The 15733-nt window shown below is 62.0% G+C and carries 15 protein-coding genes; 8 read left to right on the top strand and 7 right to left on the bottom strand.

Annotated features, from left to right (window positions below):
• Window positions 1-234: 234 nt before the first annotated feature.
• Window positions 235-2967, top strand: coding sequence for a preprotein translocase subunit SecA (secA, locus tag NKJ84_RS02135; protein ID WP_352505134.1), 2733 nt, complete (start codon window positions 235-237; stop codon window positions 2965-2967).
• Window positions 2968-3307: 340 nt separating this feature from the next.
• Here secA and NKJ84_RS02130 read toward each other — a convergent pair whose 3' ends face one another.
• Window positions 3308-3493 (bottom strand): hypothetical protein, encoded by a 186-nt coding sequence (locus NKJ84_RS02130; protein ID WP_031194557.1) that lies wholly within the window; start codon window positions 3491-3493, stop codon window positions 3308-3310.
• A 276-nt stretch (window positions 3494-3769) separates the two neighbouring features.
• On the opposite strand from NKJ84_RS02130, the gene NKJ84_RS02125 reads away from it, so the two are divergent.
• The 5 genes from NKJ84_RS02125 to NKJ84_RS02105 all read left to right on the top strand — a co-directional run bounded on the left by NKJ84_RS02125 (window position 3770) and on the right by NKJ84_RS02105 (window position 8351).
• On the top strand, window positions 3770-5170 hold the full coding sequence (locus NKJ84_RS02125) for a lipopolysaccharide biosynthesis protein (protein ID WP_352505133.1): 1401 nt from the start codon (window positions 3770-3772) through the stop codon (window positions 5168-5170).
• Window positions 5170-6450, top strand: a complete 1281-nt coding sequence (locus NKJ84_RS02120; RefSeq protein WP_352505132.1) for a GNAT family N-acetyltransferase — start codon at window positions 5170-5172, stop codon at window positions 6448-6450. Before NKJ84_RS02125 ends, NKJ84_RS02120 begins: the two co-directional genes overlap by 1 nt.
• 216 nt (window positions 6451-6666) lie before the next feature.
• The gene (locus tag NKJ84_RS02115; RefSeq protein WP_352505131.1) at window positions 6667-7275 is read left to right on the top strand and encodes a hypothetical protein; all 609 of its coding nucleotides are present in this window, start codon (window positions 6667-6669) and stop codon (window positions 7273-7275) included.
• A 210-nt stretch (window positions 7276-7485) separates the two neighbouring features.
• Window positions 7486-7962: a hypothetical protein gene (locus tag NKJ84_RS02110; protein ID WP_352505130.1), complete on the top strand. Its 477-nt coding sequence runs from the start codon at window positions 7486-7488 to the stop codon at window positions 7960-7962.
• 182 nt (window positions 7963-8144) lie between these two features.
• Complete coding sequence (locus NKJ84_RS02105) at window positions 8145-8351, top strand: sugar phosphorylase (RefSeq protein WP_352505129.1); 207 nt, start codon at window positions 8145-8147, stop codon at window positions 8349-8351.
• A gap of 94 nt (window positions 8352-8445) precedes the next feature.
• Here the strand turns inward: NKJ84_RS02105 and NKJ84_RS02100 are convergent, their stop codons facing one another.
• Window positions 8446-9183: an SDR family NAD(P)-dependent oxidoreductase gene (locus tag NKJ84_RS02100; protein ID WP_352505128.1), complete on the bottom strand. Its 738-nt coding sequence runs from the start codon at window positions 9181-9183 to the stop codon at window positions 8446-8448.
• Window positions 9184-9331: 148 nt separating this feature from the next.
• Complete coding sequence (locus tag NKJ84_RS02095) at window positions 9332-10150, bottom strand: antibiotic biosynthesis monooxygenase (RefSeq protein ID WP_352505127.1); 819 nt, start codon at window positions 10148-10150, stop codon at window positions 9332-9334.
• A gap of 150 nt (window positions 10151-10300) precedes the next feature.
• Here NKJ84_RS02095 and NKJ84_RS02090 point away from each other — a divergent pair, with 150 nt between their 5' ends.
• Window positions 10301-10732 carry a winged helix-turn-helix transcriptional regulator gene (locus NKJ84_RS02090; RefSeq protein WP_352456668.1) on the top strand — a complete coding sequence of 144 codons (432 nt, stop codon included), beginning with the start codon at window positions 10301-10303 and terminating at the stop codon, window positions 10730-10732.
• A gap of 908 nt (window positions 10733-11640) precedes the next feature.
• Entirely contained in the window at window positions 11641-12090 is a 450-nt protein-coding gene (locus NKJ84_RS02085; RefSeq protein WP_352505126.1) for a hypothetical protein, read from the top strand.
• Here NKJ84_RS02085 and NKJ84_RS02080 read toward each other — a convergent pair.
• The 4 genes from NKJ84_RS02080 to NKJ84_RS02065 all read right to left on the bottom strand — a co-directional run bounded on the left by NKJ84_RS02080 (window position 12063) and on the right by NKJ84_RS02065 (window position 15655).
• Window positions 12063-12497, bottom strand: a complete 435-nt coding sequence (locus NKJ84_RS02080) for a hypothetical protein (RefSeq protein ID WP_352505125.1) — start codon at window positions 12495-12497, stop codon at window positions 12063-12065. The two genes, NKJ84_RS02085 and NKJ84_RS02080, sit on opposite strands and share 28 nt — an antisense overlap.
• A gap of 466 nt (window positions 12498-12963) precedes the next feature.
• A complete protein-coding gene (locus NKJ84_RS02075) occupies window positions 12964-13743 on the bottom strand; it encodes a hypothetical protein (protein ID WP_352505124.1) in 780 nt (259 codons plus the stop codon).
• Window positions 13744-13834: 91 nt separating this feature from the next.
• Entirely contained in the window at window positions 13835-14662 is an 828-nt protein-coding gene (locus NKJ84_RS02070; RefSeq protein ID WP_352505123.1) for a ParB/RepB/Spo0J family partition protein, read from the bottom strand.
• 330 nt (window positions 14663-14992) lie between these two features.
• Window positions 14993-15655, bottom strand: coding sequence for a recombinase family protein (locus tag NKJ84_RS02065; protein WP_352505122.1), 663 nt, complete (start codon window positions 15653-15655; stop codon window positions 14993-14995).
• Window positions 15656-15733: the final 78 nt, after the last annotated feature.

The raw sequence follows: 15733 nt of genomic DNA, 5'->3' as shown, positions 1-15733 counted from the left end.
GGGGTAGCTAGAGCGGAATGGCTTCCAGACCAGCAGGATTGTGGCGGAATTTGGCGCGGTCGACAGGGCGAGCGCGGCGTTGACATCGAATGAGCCCCCTCTTATCTGTCCAACGACTTTGCGTCCAGAACCGTTTTCCGGGCGCTTTTTGCGTTTGTCCGCGTTCACGTGGATTTGATGGGGCCAGCCGGCGCCTGTCGCAACGACTTGGAATGCTATCGAAAGGGCCATTGGATGGTCAGTCTCGGCGGTCTCGCCCGTAAGGTTTTCGGCTCCTCCAACGATCGTCGGGTCAAATCGACCCGGCCCCGCGTCGAGGCGATCAATGCCATGGAAAACGAGATGCGGGCGCTCTCCGACGCCGAGCTTCAGGCCCGCACCGACAAATTCCGCCAGGACATCGCCAACGGCGCCAGCCTCGACGACCTTCTGGTGCCGGCCTTCGCGACCGTCCGCGAGGCCGCCCGCCGCGTGCTCGGCATGCGCCCGTTCGACGTGCAGCTGATCGGCGGCATGGTGCTGCACAATGGCGGTATTGCCGAGATGCGGACCGGTGAAGGCAAGACGCTGGTGGCGACGCTGCCGGTCTATCTCAACGCGCTCGCCGGCAATGGCGTCCATGTCGTCACCGTCAACGATTATCTGGCCACGCGCGACTCCGAATGGATGGGCCGCGTCTACAAATTCCTCGGCCTTAAGGTCGGCGTCATCGTCCATGGCCTGTCCGACGAGGAGCGTCGCGTCGCCTACGCCGCCGACGTCACCTACGCCACAAACAACGAGCTCGGCTTCGACTATCTGCGCGACAACATGAAATACGAGCGCGCCCAGATGGTGCAGCGCGGCCATAGCTACGCCATTGTCGACGAGGTCGATTCGATCCTGGTCGACGAAGCCCGCACGCCGCTGATCATTTCCGGTCCGCTCGAGGACCGTTCGGAAATGTACAACACCATCGATACCTTCATCGTCCAGCTGCAGCCGCAGGACTACGAGATCGACGAGAAGCAGAAGACCTCGATCTTCACCGAGGAAGGCACCGAGAAGCTGGAGAACATGCTGCGCGACGCCGGCCTGCTCAAGGGCGAGTCGCTCTATGACGTCGAGAACGTCGCCATCGTCCACCACGTCAACAACGCGCTGAAGGCGCACCGGCTGTTCCAGAAGGACAAGGACTATATTGTCCGCAACGGCGAGATCGTCATCATCGACGAGTTCACCGGCCGCATGATGCCCGGCCGCCGCTATTCGGAGGGCCTGCACCAGGCGCTCGAGGCCAAGGAGCATGTGGCGATCCAGCCGGAGAACCAGACGCTCGCCTCGGTCACCTTCCAGAACTATTTCCGCCTCTACAAGAAGCTCGCCGGCATGACCGGCACGGCGCTGACCGAGGCCGAAGAATTCGCCAACATCTACAATCTCGACGTCACCGAGATCCCGACCAACCTGCCGGTCATCCGCATTGACGAAGACGACGAGGTCTACCGGACGGTCGAGGAGAAATACAAGGCGATCGTCAAGGAGATCAAGGAAGCCCGCGCCAAGGGTCAGCCGACGCTGGTCGGCACCACCTCGATCGAGAAATCCGAGCAACTGGCCGAGCGCCTGCGCAAGGAAGGTTTCAAGGATTTCGAGGTGCTGAACGCCCGCCATCACGAGCGCGAGGCGGCGATCGTCGCCCAGGCCGGCAAACCCGGCGCCATCACCATCGCCACCAACATGGCCGGCCGCGGCACCGACATCCAGCTCGGCGGCAATGCCGACATGCGCATCGCCGAGGAGCTTGGCGACATGCCGGCCGGCCCCGAGCGCGAGGCCCGGGAAAAGGAAATCCGCGACGACATCGCCCGGCTGAAGGAAAAGGCGCTTGCCGCCGGCGGCCTCTACGTGCTGGCCACCGAACGCCATGAATCGCGCCGCATCGACAACCAGTTGCGCGGCCGCTCAGGCCGTCAGGGCGATCCCGGGCGGTCAAAGTTCTTCCTGTCGCTGCAGGACGATCTGATGCGCATCTTCGGTTCCGAGCGCATGGACGGCATGCTGCAGAAGCTCGGCCTCAAGGAAGACGAGGCGATCATCCATCCCTGGATCAACAAGGCGCTGGAAAAGGCGCAAAAGAAGGTCGAGGCGCGCAACTTCGACATCCGCAAGAACCTGTTGAAATATGACGACGTCTCCAACGACCAACGCAAGGTGGTGTTCGAGCAGCGCCTCGAATTGATGGACGGCGAAGGCCTGTCCGAGACCATCACCGAGATGCGCGAAGGCGTCATCGAGGAGATCGTCGCCAAGAACATTCCCGAAAACGCCTATGCCGAGCAGTGGAACGTCGCCGGGCTCAAGGCCGAGATCGCCGAATTCCTCAACCTCGACCTGCCGGTCGAAGACTGGGTCAAGGAAGAAGGCATTGCCGAGGACGACGTCCGCGAGCGCATCAGCCAGGCCGCCGACGCCGCCGCCAAGGAGCGCGCCGAGCGCTTCGGCCCCGACGTGATGACCTATGTCGAGCGTTCCGTGGTGCTGCAGACGCTCGACCATCTGTGGCGCGAGCACATCGTCAATCTCGACCATCTGCGCTCGGTCGTCGGCTTCCGCGGCTACGCCCAGCGCGATCCGCTGCAGGAGTACAAGAGCGAGGCGTTCGAGCTGTTCCAGGCGATGCTGGGCAATCTGCGCCAGGCCGTAACGGCGCAGCTGATGCGCGTCGAACTGGTCCGCCAGGCGGCGGAAGCGCCGCCGCCAGAGGCGCCCGACATGTTCGGCAGCCATATCGACGGCTCGACCGGCGAAGACGACTTCGAAGGCGGCGAGACGGCCGTCCTGGTCCGCCAGGAGACCAATGCAATCGTCGCCCCCGAAGACCGCGACCCGAAGAACCCGGCGACCTGGGGCAAGATCGGCCGCAACGAAGCCTGCCCCTGTGGGTCAGGGAAAAAGTACAAGCATTGCCACGGGGCGTTTGCGTAAGGCATTGCTTTGCTTCGCCCCGTTCACGGGGAGAAGGTGTCCGAAGGGCGAATGAGGGGCGGCGGAGGCGTTGGCAATTAGCCAATCTCCCCACCTGAGGGGGAGATGGCCGGCAGGCCAGAGGGGGGCGCTCAGCCTTTTTGGCGATCTTAGGGCGACGCTCTGGCGTCATATTCTCGGCCCGCTTCGTGCCGCCTTTCGCGCCCAGCGCTTTCGCGGCAGGTCTTTACCGTCGTCAACCACGTCATCGGAGTCCTCGCCTGTAGCAATACGCATGACGCGGGCGGCATTGCCGATCACGTCGGCAGGACGCTTCTGGCTTCAGGTCCGGTTGGCATTCCTAGTTCTCGGCATGGCTAAAGACGACAGCGCCGTTGTCCTTACGAACTTCAACGGACACGATTCCATCGTCACCCTTTCGGGTTTGAAACATGGAGGTTGCATGATCTTTCGCGGTCTTCTCGTCGTCGAAGATCACCTTGTCGACGATGCCCTGCCTTCCATACCAGATGACAGTGTAGACCATTGTTGCTGCCGTGCGTTCCGCTCAGCATATAGGCGTTTCGCATATGGGGCAAACGGGATAGGCGTTTCCGCGGATTTCAAACTGAGACACTCCCGAGCAGGTTGAAGGGTTGCGCGAATGATGAATATGAAGCAGCCAGCGCCGCGCCTCATCCGCCTGCCGGCAGCTTCTCCCCGTATAGAGACGGGGCGAAGGGAACTTCCCACCCAACCGTTTCTTAATGTGTCTCCGCTACACCAAGCCCCTGTAAATTGGCGGGAAAACGGAGAGTATTGGGTGCGCTTTTCCGCGGCGACGACAGCCGGGCGGTTCCTGCCGCAGCGCCTTGCGCTGCGCATAAGGCCGCTGCTTGGCCTGATCGATGCCGTGCTGTTCACCGCCGGCGAGCGCGGCGAAGCCGGCCGCATGTCGCTGATCGCCTTTTCGGTCCGCATCGTCAGCGCCGTCATCGCCTTCGTCAGCCAGATCCTGATGGCGCGCTGGATGGGCTCGTTCGAGTACGGCATTTTCGTCCTCGTCTGGGTGACCATGGTCATCGTCGGCAATCTCGCCTGCCTCGGCTTCCACACCTCTGTCATCCGCTTCATCCCCGAATATCGCGCGCGCGGCATGATGGCCGAATTGCGCGGCATCGTGCGGGCCAGCCGGCTGTTCGTGCTGATTGCCTCGACTGCGATCGCCGGCCTCGGCGCGCTCGGCGTCTGGCTGCTGTCGGCCTATATCGAAAACTACTATGTCGTGCCGTTCATCCTCGGCATCATCTGCCTGCCGATGATCGCCATGTCCGACCTTCTGCAAGGGCTGGCGCGGGCCAATTCCTGGGCGCTGTTTGCGCTGTCGCCGACCTTTCTGGTGCGGCCGCTGCTGATCCTGGCGTTCATGGCGTTGATGCTGCTGGCGGGCTATGCGCCGGACGCCAGAACGGCGATCTTCGCCGCGATCGCCGCCACCTACGCCACCACGCTCGGTCAGCTCATCGGCGTGACGTCGCGCATGGACAGAAGGATCCCGGCCGGGCCGATGAAATTGCATCTCGGCCAATGGTTCATCGTGTCGCTGCCGATCTTCCTGGTCGAGAGCTTCTTCTTCCTGCTCACCAATGCCGACGTGCTGATGGTCGGCGCCTACCTCGATCCCAACGACGTCGCCGTCTATTTCGCCACCGTCAAGACGCTGGCGCTGGTGCATTTCGTCTATTTCGCCGTCAAGGCCGGCGTCGCCCAGCGCTATGCGCAGTTCACCCATGGCGAGCCGCACAAGCTCGCCGCCTTCGCCCGCGAAACCGTGTCGTGGACCTTCTGGCCGTCGCTGGCGATGGCGCTGCTCGTGCTGGCCCTGGGCGAGCCGATGCTGACCCTGTTCGGCCCGGAATTTTCCGCCGGCTATCCGCTGCTGTTCCTGCTGGTGTTCGGCGTCGTCGCGCGGGCCGCCGTCGGCCCTTGCGAAAGCCTGCTCACCATGAGCGGCAACCAGAACATCTGTGCTGCCGTCTACGCCATGACGCTGGCCTTCAACATCGCGCTTAGCGTCGTGCTGATCCCGCTCTTCGGCCTGTGGGGCGCGGCGATGGCCACCGTCTTCGCCATGATCTTCGAGGCCGGCGCGCTGTCCTTTACGGTCTGGCGCAAGCTCGGCATCGCCATGGTCATTTTCGTGCCCGCCAAAGGAGCCGCCTGATGGCTGCCGTCCCCTTGCTCGAGGAAACCAGCGGCGGCCCGGCCGGCGCCATGGTGTCCGGCCTTGCCGGGCTTGCCCGCGAAGCCGATCCCGCCCATGTCGAGATCCTCGCCAACAACCGGCCCGAGCGCAAGCTTGCCATCTATCCGGCCTCCGCCGGCTTCGACCTGGTCGAGGAGCTCGACTATCTCTGTACCCGCACGATCGAGCCCAACGTCTTCTTCAATCCGCGCTTCCTGGCGCCGGCCATGCCCAGGCTCGAGGACCGTGAGGTGCGGCTGGCCGTCATCCGGGACGGCGACCAGTATCGCAACCGGCTGCGCCTGCTGGTGCCGTTCTCGGTCGAGCGACCGGTGGTGCCGCTCGGCGTTCCCGTCATGCGCACCTGGTCGAGCCCGTTCGGCCCGATCGGCACGCCCCTGGTCGACCGCGACGATCCGATCGGCGTCATCGAGGATTTCTTCGCGATGCTGTCGAGGCCGCATCTCAAGCTGCCGAAGGTCTTCGTGCTGCCCGACATAAGGCTGGACGGCCCGGTGGCGAGCCTGCTCGCCAGCGTCGCCGAGACGCGCGGCCTGACGCTGGTCACCACCGGCAAGGCCGACCGACCGGTGCTCGAAAGCGCGCTCGATGGCGAGGAATATCTGAAAGCTTCGCTGCGCGCCCACCATTATCGCGAGTTCCGCCGCCTGAAGCGCCGCCTCGCCGACCTCGGCCGGCTGGAGCATGTCGTGGCGCGCGGGCCTGACGAGATCCGCCACGCCATCGAAAATTTCCTGACACTGGAGGCTGCCGGCTGGAAAGGCCGCGAGCGCACCGCCATGGCGATCGACCGCTACCGCGCCGCCTTCGCCCGCGAAGCGGTGCACCGGCTGGCCGAGCAGGATCTCTGTCGCATCCATTCGCTGACGCTCGACGGCCGCACCGTCGCCTGCCTGGTCGTCTTCGTCGAGGCCGGCGTCGCCTACACCTGGAAGACCGCCTATGACGAGACGCTCGCTGCCTATTCGCCGGGCACGCTGCTGATGATCGAGGTGACCAGGCAGCATCTCGACGACCCCAACATCATGATGACCGATTCCTGCGCGGTGCCCGACCATCCGGTGATGAGCCGGCTGTGGACGGAGCGCAGGCCGATGGGCACGCTGGTGATCGGGCTGACGCCGGACGCCGACCGCCCCGCCCGCCAGGCGGCGTCGCAGCTTCACCTCTATCGCGAGACCCGCAACATGGCGCGCCTGCTGCGCAACCGGATGAGGAGCCTGTTGCGCCGGCGCTAGTGCATGGGGTCCAAAGCGGGACCCGGCCCGGCCGTCCGTCTCCGCACCGTCGGCTCTCTCGGGCCTAGGTCGTCAGGGTTAATTCTCCCGATCAGCGGAAAGGATTAGCATCGACGCAGTCCCAACCGGGATGAGGCGATCAATTACGGCCGCGCGTCCAGCATCACTGCCGCCTCGGTCCTGCACGGCCAGAAGAAAAAAATCTGGGAGGAATGCATGATGAAAACAACTCACTTCAGGCGTGTCGGTATCCTCACCTTGGCAGGTCTCGTTGGCGCGTGTCTGAACGCCGCCACTCCTCGGGCGGCCGAACCCGACAAAGCCGAGATCGATGCCCTGCGTAAATCGCTGTCCAGGTATGAAGACTACAAGGTTGCCATTCGCGAGCTTTATCTATCGACGGTAGGATGCGTCTTCTACAGCGGCGAAAAGGTAGAGGGGGCGATGGACTACCCGAAGGGCGCGATGGGCATCCATTTCGTCAACGTCACGACTGTCGGCCCGACCGCGGATCCGACGCGCCCCAATGTGCTGATCTATGAGCCGGTCGGCGGCGAATTGCGCCTGGTCGGCGCGGAATGGCTCGTGCCCTTGACGCCGGACACAAAGGAGCCGCCGAAGCTCTTCGGCCAGACATTCCAGGGGCCGATGGAGGGGCATTACCCGCTCATCCCGAAGGAGTTCCACCACTACGACCTTCACGCCTGGCTGTTCAAGGACAACCCGCTCGGAATGTTCAGCCCGACGAACCCGGACGTGAAATGCGACAACTATCCGTTTCCGATGCCGGAGCAGCCAACCAAGATGGTGCCGGGGCCGATGTAATAGCGGCCGGGCTGCGATCCGAGCTTGCCAGGAAAGGCAGCCGGACCTCAAAGGCGTTATCCCGGAGGACGCTCCTGGGATAACGTCCAACCAAAAGCCCGTTCCCGGAACCTTCGGACTCGTTTCGCCGTTTGGCAATCACGACTCGACCCTGCCGCGGGTTGACAAAAGGCGTTCCAAGGAGCCGACCGCGAAACGACGGAGGACCAAGTGAAAAGCCTGATCCAGACAGGATTGTCCGCAGCCGTTTCGGGTACGATCGTCAGCTTCGCCACGACAGCTGCGCTGGCCCTGCTTGCAAGGCGGGAAGGCAAAGGCGCCCTGCAGCCCACGAATGCGACCAGCCACTGGCTCTACGGCGAACAGGCCGCGTCGGTGCGGCGGGGTGACGTGGCGCACACGCTCGTCGGCTATGGCACGCATCACGCTTCCTCCATCTTCTGGGCATTCCTTTTCGAACTATGGCTCGCCTCGAGGCCGCCGCGTCCGTCGCTTCTGATATTTCGCGATGCGTTGGCGGCAGCGGCCATTGCCGCGGCAACAGATTATGGCTTCGTGCCGAAGCGGTTGACGCCAGGTTGGGAGACGGTGCTGCCGAAGCGATCTATCGCGGCGACTTTTGTGGTGATGACGGTCGGTCTAGCGATGGGCGGCATGATCAACAAGGAATTGCACCGCCAGCATTAGGGACAGGGATTTGAGACAGATGCTTCGCACGGCGCGTTCACATCATCGCGACGGGCGGATCGCCGCGCTCGTCCCATTCTGCGGCATCTCCACCTCATCGGGAACCTTTCTCAAGGGACATGGTTCCGAATGTGCGGCGAAAGCGTGCTGCTCATTCCTGCTATCGCCAAGGAGATTCGACCATGAAGCTTCGCGAGTTGTTGGATCAAGTAAAGGACCTGCCGCCGGACACCTTGGTCTGTGCCGCCGAAATCGATGAAGCCTTTGCAGTCAACATTGTTGGCGTTGAAGCTGTCGAGAGCGCCAGAATCCAAAGCCGCAAACCGGATGGCACCGAAGCTGTCGAACTCGCCAACGGGACCGACAAAGTCATCGTGATCCGCTGGTGAAAACCGGGGAAGTTGCGTTCAACAGCATGACGTTCCGCTCCACTGTGGGGCGCTGAATTGCAAATGCTGGCAGCCTATCGATGGCGGCGGTCGCCTATGGCTTGGTGGGCATGGCTTGGACGAAAGCCGCCATTTGGCGTTCGAGCGCTTTGAACGCGCTGCCGCGCCAGCTCTCGGCCATGGATGCCGATTTTGGATCAGGGAAAATTTCCTCCTCCCCTCGCGCCATGCCGTCCAGGATACCTTTCGCGACGCTCTCCGCGGAGCTCTTCGGTATATCGGCGTCTCTGCTCATGTCGGTGTCTATGGGACCGGACAGGACTGCATGAACGCTCACGCCACGAGCGCCGGCGAGAGCACGTACCGATTGCGTCATGGAAAACGCGGCGGCCTTCGACAGTGAGTAAGACGGAATAATCGGGAAGGGAACGAGAGCCGCTTCCGACAGGATGTTGACCACGGCGCCGCGCGAATGCGTGAGCAGCGGCAGGAATGCGTGGGTTACGCCATGCACGCCGAGCAGGTTGACGGCGAGGTGTCGCTCAAGCGCAGCACGATCGCCAAGATCGTCGTAGAGCCCGATGCCGGCGTTGTTGATGAGGATATCGAGAGACCCGATCCGCTCGACAGCCGCCCCAATCTGCACCGCATCGGTCACGTCCAGGATCAGCGGCGTGACGCGCCGATCCGCGTGGGCGAGCGGTTTGCGCGCGCCGGCATAGACGCGCTTGGCACCCCGCCCCAATATTTCCTCGACCAGCGCCTTGCCGAGGCCGCGGTTGGCCCCGGTCACGAGAACGGCTTTGTTTGTGACTTCCATCGATTTCGGCACGACGATCTCTCCTCCTCTTGCATAAATGCAAGCCATCGTTCTTGCATCATGCAAGTAGGCTATGGTTTTCTGTTCCCACGCTTGGACGCCGTCTCCCCCGTTGCATTGCTCCAGGGCAGCCGGCGCCGTGACCAGGCGAACCTTGCAACTAGGACCCGACTTCCAACGTCGTGTAGGAGATCGGCGAAGGCCGCTCCAGGAAGGCGCCGGTTATGGCCGAAACGAAATTCTTCGCGTCCGCCGAGCGTAGAAAAGCGTCGCGCTCCTGCTTCGATGCCCAGCGCTCGACGCAGATGGTAACATGGGGCTCTGCCTCCGAGCGAAAGACGCTATAGTCGATGCACCCGCTTTGCTTGCGGGCCGCCCCCGCCACGTCCCGCAGGGCATTCCGCACCTTGCTTTCGATGCCGGGCTTCGCCGCTGCCGTCGTCATGACGATCATCCCGGCGCCATCGCCTGCCGCCTTGCGCTCGGCGGCGCCGAGGTCCTCGTTTTGCGGCACAACCGTTGGGTTGGCGTTCTCTTCGCCCTTGTTGGGTTGCCCCTTGCCCGTCGAAATCAGGTCGCGAAGACTCGCGACATAGAAGCGCCAGGAGTCATGGCAGACATCGTAGCATTCTTCACTCGGCTTCAGCCCGACATGGGTGAAACGCAGTTCGGTCCCCTTTTCGGTCGGCGCGATCTCGAAGACCACGTTCGTGCCGGTCCACTCGGTCGCATCCTTGACGAAGTTGAAGTAGTTCTGGACGACGCGCCAGACGACCTTCTTGCCAGGCACAAGCTCCGTGACCTTGAATGTGCCGCGGTGGATATCCTTGAAATGATAATAGAATATCGCACCGAGTTTGTTGGTATCGCCATCTATATCTTCCGACCACCAGGCTCGCGGATTGACAACCGCGGCAAAAACCTCTTCGGGGTTTTGCTTAACGACGAATGACGTCGTGTAATCTTCTTCCTTTTTCATAACATATCTCCTGTCTGGATCTGATTGGTTGATGGACACCCGAAATCTCGGGCGATGAAGTGGAGCGACGCTCTCTCGGCCTCTGTCGCTTGCATCATGCAAGCACAATGCATACTTGCATGATGCAAGTCAATACGGTATGTTCACACCATGCTTGGTCGTCTCTATGAAAAACAAAACTGCTCGGCCTCACGCGCCCTGGAGCTGGTCGGCGAGCGCTGGAGCCTGTTGATCCTGCGCGACGCGATATTCGGCGGCTGTACGCGCTTTTCGCAATTCCAGAAGAGCCTGGGGATCGCCACCAACATCCTGGCCAAGCGCCTCGAGGATTTCGTCGAGGCCGGCCTGATGGACCGTCGCCCGGGTGCCGCCGGCGAGCAGGCCGACTACGTCCTGACCCGGAAGGGGCTGGAATTCAAAACGGTCATTATCGCGCTGACCGAGTGGGGCGACAAATGGGTGCGGCCCGGACCCATCGTCTACTGCGACCAATCCGACGGCAAGCCGGTCGAGGTGCAATTGCGTCGCGCCGGCAATGGCAAGCGGGCCGACTTCGCCGACGTCGTGGCGGCCCTGCGCTAGGCACGGCGGCGGCTCCGGCCCGCAGCACGATCCAAGACGAAGCTGTTTCGCATCGTGCCATAATGTTACCGCGTATCTCACCTCCCGAGGTTGCATCCGTGGGCCGGGTCTGGTGGGTAGTTCGCGGGAGGAAACATGTCCGTCGGGCAGCGATCGACTTTGCGGCAGCGTCTTTTTGCGGGACCGCGGCACGCCTGATCGCGTGCGGTGAGGAACGCCAGATTGCGCTTGGGGCTGGTCCGCGCACCGTTCAGCGGAAGCTCGAGCAGCTCGCGGCAGCAGGCAAGGTGCAATCATTCGGCCACGGTCGGGCGCGCCGCTGGACGATCCCACCCACGCCATTGGACTTAACAGGAAGTGGCGTGGGAATTTTAGGAAATGGTGCCCCTAGCCGGGCTTTGTCGACCAAATCGCACCGGGTGTTAAAGCGCGGCATTCAGTCGTAAATTCAACAACTTGAGGGAAGTCGTCCCCTGAGGTCCTTAAGCTGCGTCGTACCTCAATGAGTAGTGATCGTCGTACCTCAGGTCAAGGGCTTTGCAGTCCATGACGTTGCCGACAGGCCCTGTCCTGACCAGTCTCGGAACGTCTCCCAACGGCCATTCCGGGCCGTGACCCCGATAAACAGGGTGTAGCGGGTCAGTTCCAATTCAAGGCCCTTCGTTTTGATGAGCATTCGTTGCATTTCCTCTCTCGCTTGCCCGGCCCGATGCCGTGGCTAGGGCAGGGTTAGCGCGGCCCGATCTGCCATTCAAATCAGTTATTTTCATCCCACCAGTGGAGCGATTTCAGCCCACAAAGGCCCCGGCCCGACACACCTCTTGGGGCGATGCATCGGGACGGGAAAGGGTCATCGTGGATTAGAACCCGTTCGCCTTTCGCGCCGCTGCTATGGCCTGAGCATGCCCATGAAAGACGTGCCATTCGCCCTTAGCCGCAGCCTTGCGGAGCGCCGGGTAGTCCGCGTCGTCGACATGCTCAAAGTACGTCTCCAGCGTCAGCCCATGCTGCCGAAGCACATTGCGCTCCAAGTGCTGGCTGAACGCAGCCACCACCACATCCACCTCAACGGCCTCGATCCCGAAGGCTTCCCCGGTCGGTATCTCTCCAGTCTCCACGAAGGCGTCCACGATGAACTGCTGCTGGGCTTCGCTGTGGGTGTCCCTGAAGCGGTCAAGGCTCTGGTCGGCCATGCGAACAAACTCGGCATGCTGCTTCTCCTCCTTCTCGTGATCGGTCGGTTCGTCGTCGGTCTCCTCGGTCTTCTCATCCGCAGTCGGAACCTCCGACCCCTCGACTGGGGCCAGAGGCTTCTCGGCGTCCGCTGCGGTTACCTGAAAGACTTCGGCGCAGCGTAGCCACGGGCAGCCAGCCCTTCGACCACTGCCTTGTTAAACTCGGCCTGCGTGATCTGTCCGACCTCGGCCATGTCCTTGGCCTGCTGATACGAGACCTCAATGCCGCCGAGAACCCTGACCGTAGTCTTCTCGACCTCTGCCATTGGGGGGATCACCCCGGCGCTCTGCGATGTGATGACGCGATTGGTCCTAATGCCCATGCGCTCGGCCTGGAGTTGGGAATTGTTCCTGACAGAAAGCTCAACCGCGCGGTCGATCTCTTCCTGCTTGGCGCGTTCTATCGCCTCGGCAGCCACGGCGTCTTGCTTGGCCCTGTCGGCTTCGGCCTGCGCAGCCTGAGCCCGCATCATGGCCTGAGCCAGTGGCGTGTTGTCGGTCTGGTATTCGTAGGTCTGTTCGTAGTTCATGGATATGGTTCCTTCAATGAGGGTGTGTTGGCCTCGGAACGGCATTGCGCCGAGACCTGTTCATTGCTGTTGATGTGGTGGTGATGGCTGGGTCAGCGCCGTGGCGTGAAGCCAAACGTCTGCGGGCCTTCAGGGAGCGCACTGGGTGCCGCTGGGGTTGAGGGACGGGAAAGACAATCGCTGCCTCCGGCGACCCCTCCGCGCGGCGCTGCGGGTCTCATCGACACCTCAGCAAGCCGCCTCGCACAAGCCCCAGCCTCAAGCTCGGGGTAGCCATAGATTTCAAAGCATCGCTCGGCGGCAACGCAGAAATCTTCGGTCCACGAGACGCCAACACCCGCAAGTCTCCGATCTAACTCGGTCGTGGTTTCCCAGTCGTCAGCCTTAAGCCACTCGACCAAGGCAAGGGCCGCTTCCCGCGTCGGATAGGTCACCACCCAGTCCCGCCGCTTGATCTCATCCGGTGTCATGCCCGATCACCCTTTGAGGTCATTCGACCCATCCGGTAGAGATACGCAATCGGTGAACCCTCGGGGTTATCGATCTCGTCCACCGCGAACGGATCGAGGGTGCCCATCGTGACCAGCCGGTCGATGGTCTGGTGGTATTGCTTGACTTGTTCAGGGTTCATCGCCCGCCACTCATCCTTGCTTGGCTGGACCACGATGCCCTGCGCTTTCATTCGTCTTGATTTCCTTCGCTCCTGTGCTGCTTTCAGTGATTTCGTTCTGCGCATCTTGGCGCGCTGTGAGAGGGCCTCGTCAGGGATCACCCGCTGACCCGGTAGACGGTCGAGCGTCAGCCTTTCCCGGCCTCCTCGCTCGGCCCTGTCGTCGTGGTCGAGTTTGTGCCGCTTGCCCCGCCTGTCCGCGTCCTGGCGGACCTTGGCCTCGGCAATCTTGCCCGCGACCATGGCGTCCCAATCCGCACGGGTGAAGCTCTCGGCCTCCGTCGAGGTCATGACCAAGAACACGACTTCCCGGTCTATTAATCCCTTTGGGCAGTCGTGGGCCTGCATGATCTGGAAGGCTGTCGGGCGGTAGACGCAAGTGCCGGTTTCACTGGTCATTCCCTGCCAGCCCCGCACGGGGTCATGCTTAATGGTCGAGGTCCCGTCCGGGTGCTGGTCGAGGTATTGCGACATGAACGCCGTGACGGTCTCATGGGTGACGTATTGGTCAATGTGGTCGTTCGGGTCCCATCCCGGTGACCTCAGCGTGACCAACGCTTTCTCATCTGGTTTCATCGTCTCCTTCATGCCTTGAATGTGGAAAGAGCGCCCCGCTGCCAGAGCGCCCTATGTAAATTGCACAGCCTAGTGATTACACAGGCGGGCCTCAGAAGTCCTCGTTGTCGACCTCAATGGCCCTTCTGTCGTCCTCGCCTAGATGCTCCCTAAGGAACCCATAAACCTCCGGCAGTTTCCGCCCGAAGTAGTTCGCCAGCGCCATGGCGGCGATCTCGGGGTTCAGTGCCAGCTTGGTCGAGAACTTCTTGGTCAACTCGTCGGCGTATCGCTCGGCAACCTGTTGCATCCATTGCTCCCGTTCATCTTCTCCGTTGGGCTCTTGATCCTTTCCATTGGCCGCAAGGCGCGCCCGGAACCACGATGAGAAATCTCCCGCCTGTTCGCCTAGGGTCTTCTTGGCGCGCCGCATGATGGATACCTGGGCTTCCGAGATGCCCGACGCCTTGGCAACCTCGGCCTTGCTGTGCCTGTCGATCAGGACCAGACGCCACGCAAAGTTCTGACGGTCGGTATTGTCCATCGGCAGCTTAGCCTTGGAGTTGGCCTCACCCGCCACCAAGACGGCCTCTTCAGGGGTCCCCTCGAAGTACCTGACGGGCACCGGAGCGGCCCACTTAGCGACCCCGTAGGCCTCAATCCGGTGATGTCCATCGATCAGGACGGTCCTGTTCCCAACCACCATGACGGTAACCGGGTCGAGGGCTCCAACTGCCTTGATCGCCTTGATCAGGTCGGACACATGCCGCTCGCTGATCCCGCCTCTCGGCTGGAACAACTCGGGTATCGTCTCGATGTCCTCAGGGCGCACCACCGGTGGACCCTTGGCGGCACCTGATGCTGATCCTGCGGTGAACTGCTCGGAGAGGCTCGCCTCGTAGACTTGCGTCAGTTCGTGGAGATGCTCTCCAGCGCTCATTCATTGCTCCTTTCATAGTTGCGGATTGACTGCACTTCGGCAGCTATGGATTTCGGGCTGTCCACCGGGAAATGCATGGATAGGCAGACACGCGCCTCACCAAAGCTGCCCCGCCAAGCGCCACAACCCGTCACCCCGAAAGGAGCGAAACAGGGCAACAGAGGCGGTCGCAACAGGGAGAACTGCACGGGGCAGCTTGGGAGAAGAGCGGGGGTGCCGGGTGGCGTTTGCGTTGCGTAGGTGCCAGTGGGCAACCTATTCCAGATGGAGGACAAAACGCCTCCGTAGTGCTTGTGGAGGCCATATTCGCCTTCCGCAGCTAGTGGTGCCCTATTGGTCGGTCGCCTGCCTTGCGAGGATGCGGCTGACGGTCTTCATGTCCATGCCTATCGCCTGCCCAATTTTGTTGAAGCTTTGGTTCTCGGCGCGCATGGCCACCATACGGGCAAGCGTGGCTTGCTCGGCCTCGTTGGGGACCAGTCTCTGCTGGCCACCCGCCTCGACCACATCAAATCCAAAAGGACGCTTGCCGCCATTGTAGAGGCCCCGGGAAGCCATGCTCCGCTTCACATCCCTGATGCGTTCCCTGATGCGGTCGCGTTCGTTCTCGGCCACGGCTGACAAGATCGTGAACACCAGCTTAGAGATGCCGTTGCCACACACGTCCCCGCCAAGGTCCAGCATGTGCAACTCGACTTTGGAGCCCTTCAACTCCTCCAGCGTCACCAGCGCATCGGTTGCATTGCGAAACATGCGGTCGAGCTTCGGTGTAATGATGATGTCGCCTGACCCTATTCCAGCCACCATACGCTGGCCCTCTGGACGTTCGGCCAATGGGATGGACCCAGACACGCCCGCTTCAGTGAAGGTCTCCGTAATCGTCCAGCCCTTCATCATGGCGTAGCCTTCGATCGCCCGCTTCTGGGTCTCAAGGCTTTCGCCCGAATTGGCCTGCTCGAAGGTGGAAACCCGGATGTATCCGAAGACTTTCATGGCGCGTCCTTATGGCTGTGCAGTAGCAATGCCATACGGTAGTCAATGCCATAGGAGAAATCAAGGGGTTCGATGAGG

Origin of the sequence: Mesorhizobium sp. M0048 (assembly GCF_040323405.1) — a bacterium.
In the GTDB taxonomy this organism is placed as follows: Bacteria; Pseudomonadota; Alphaproteobacteria; order Rhizobiales; family Rhizobiaceae; genus Mesorhizobium.
This window is presented reverse-complemented; position numbering and strand designations above follow the sequence as displayed.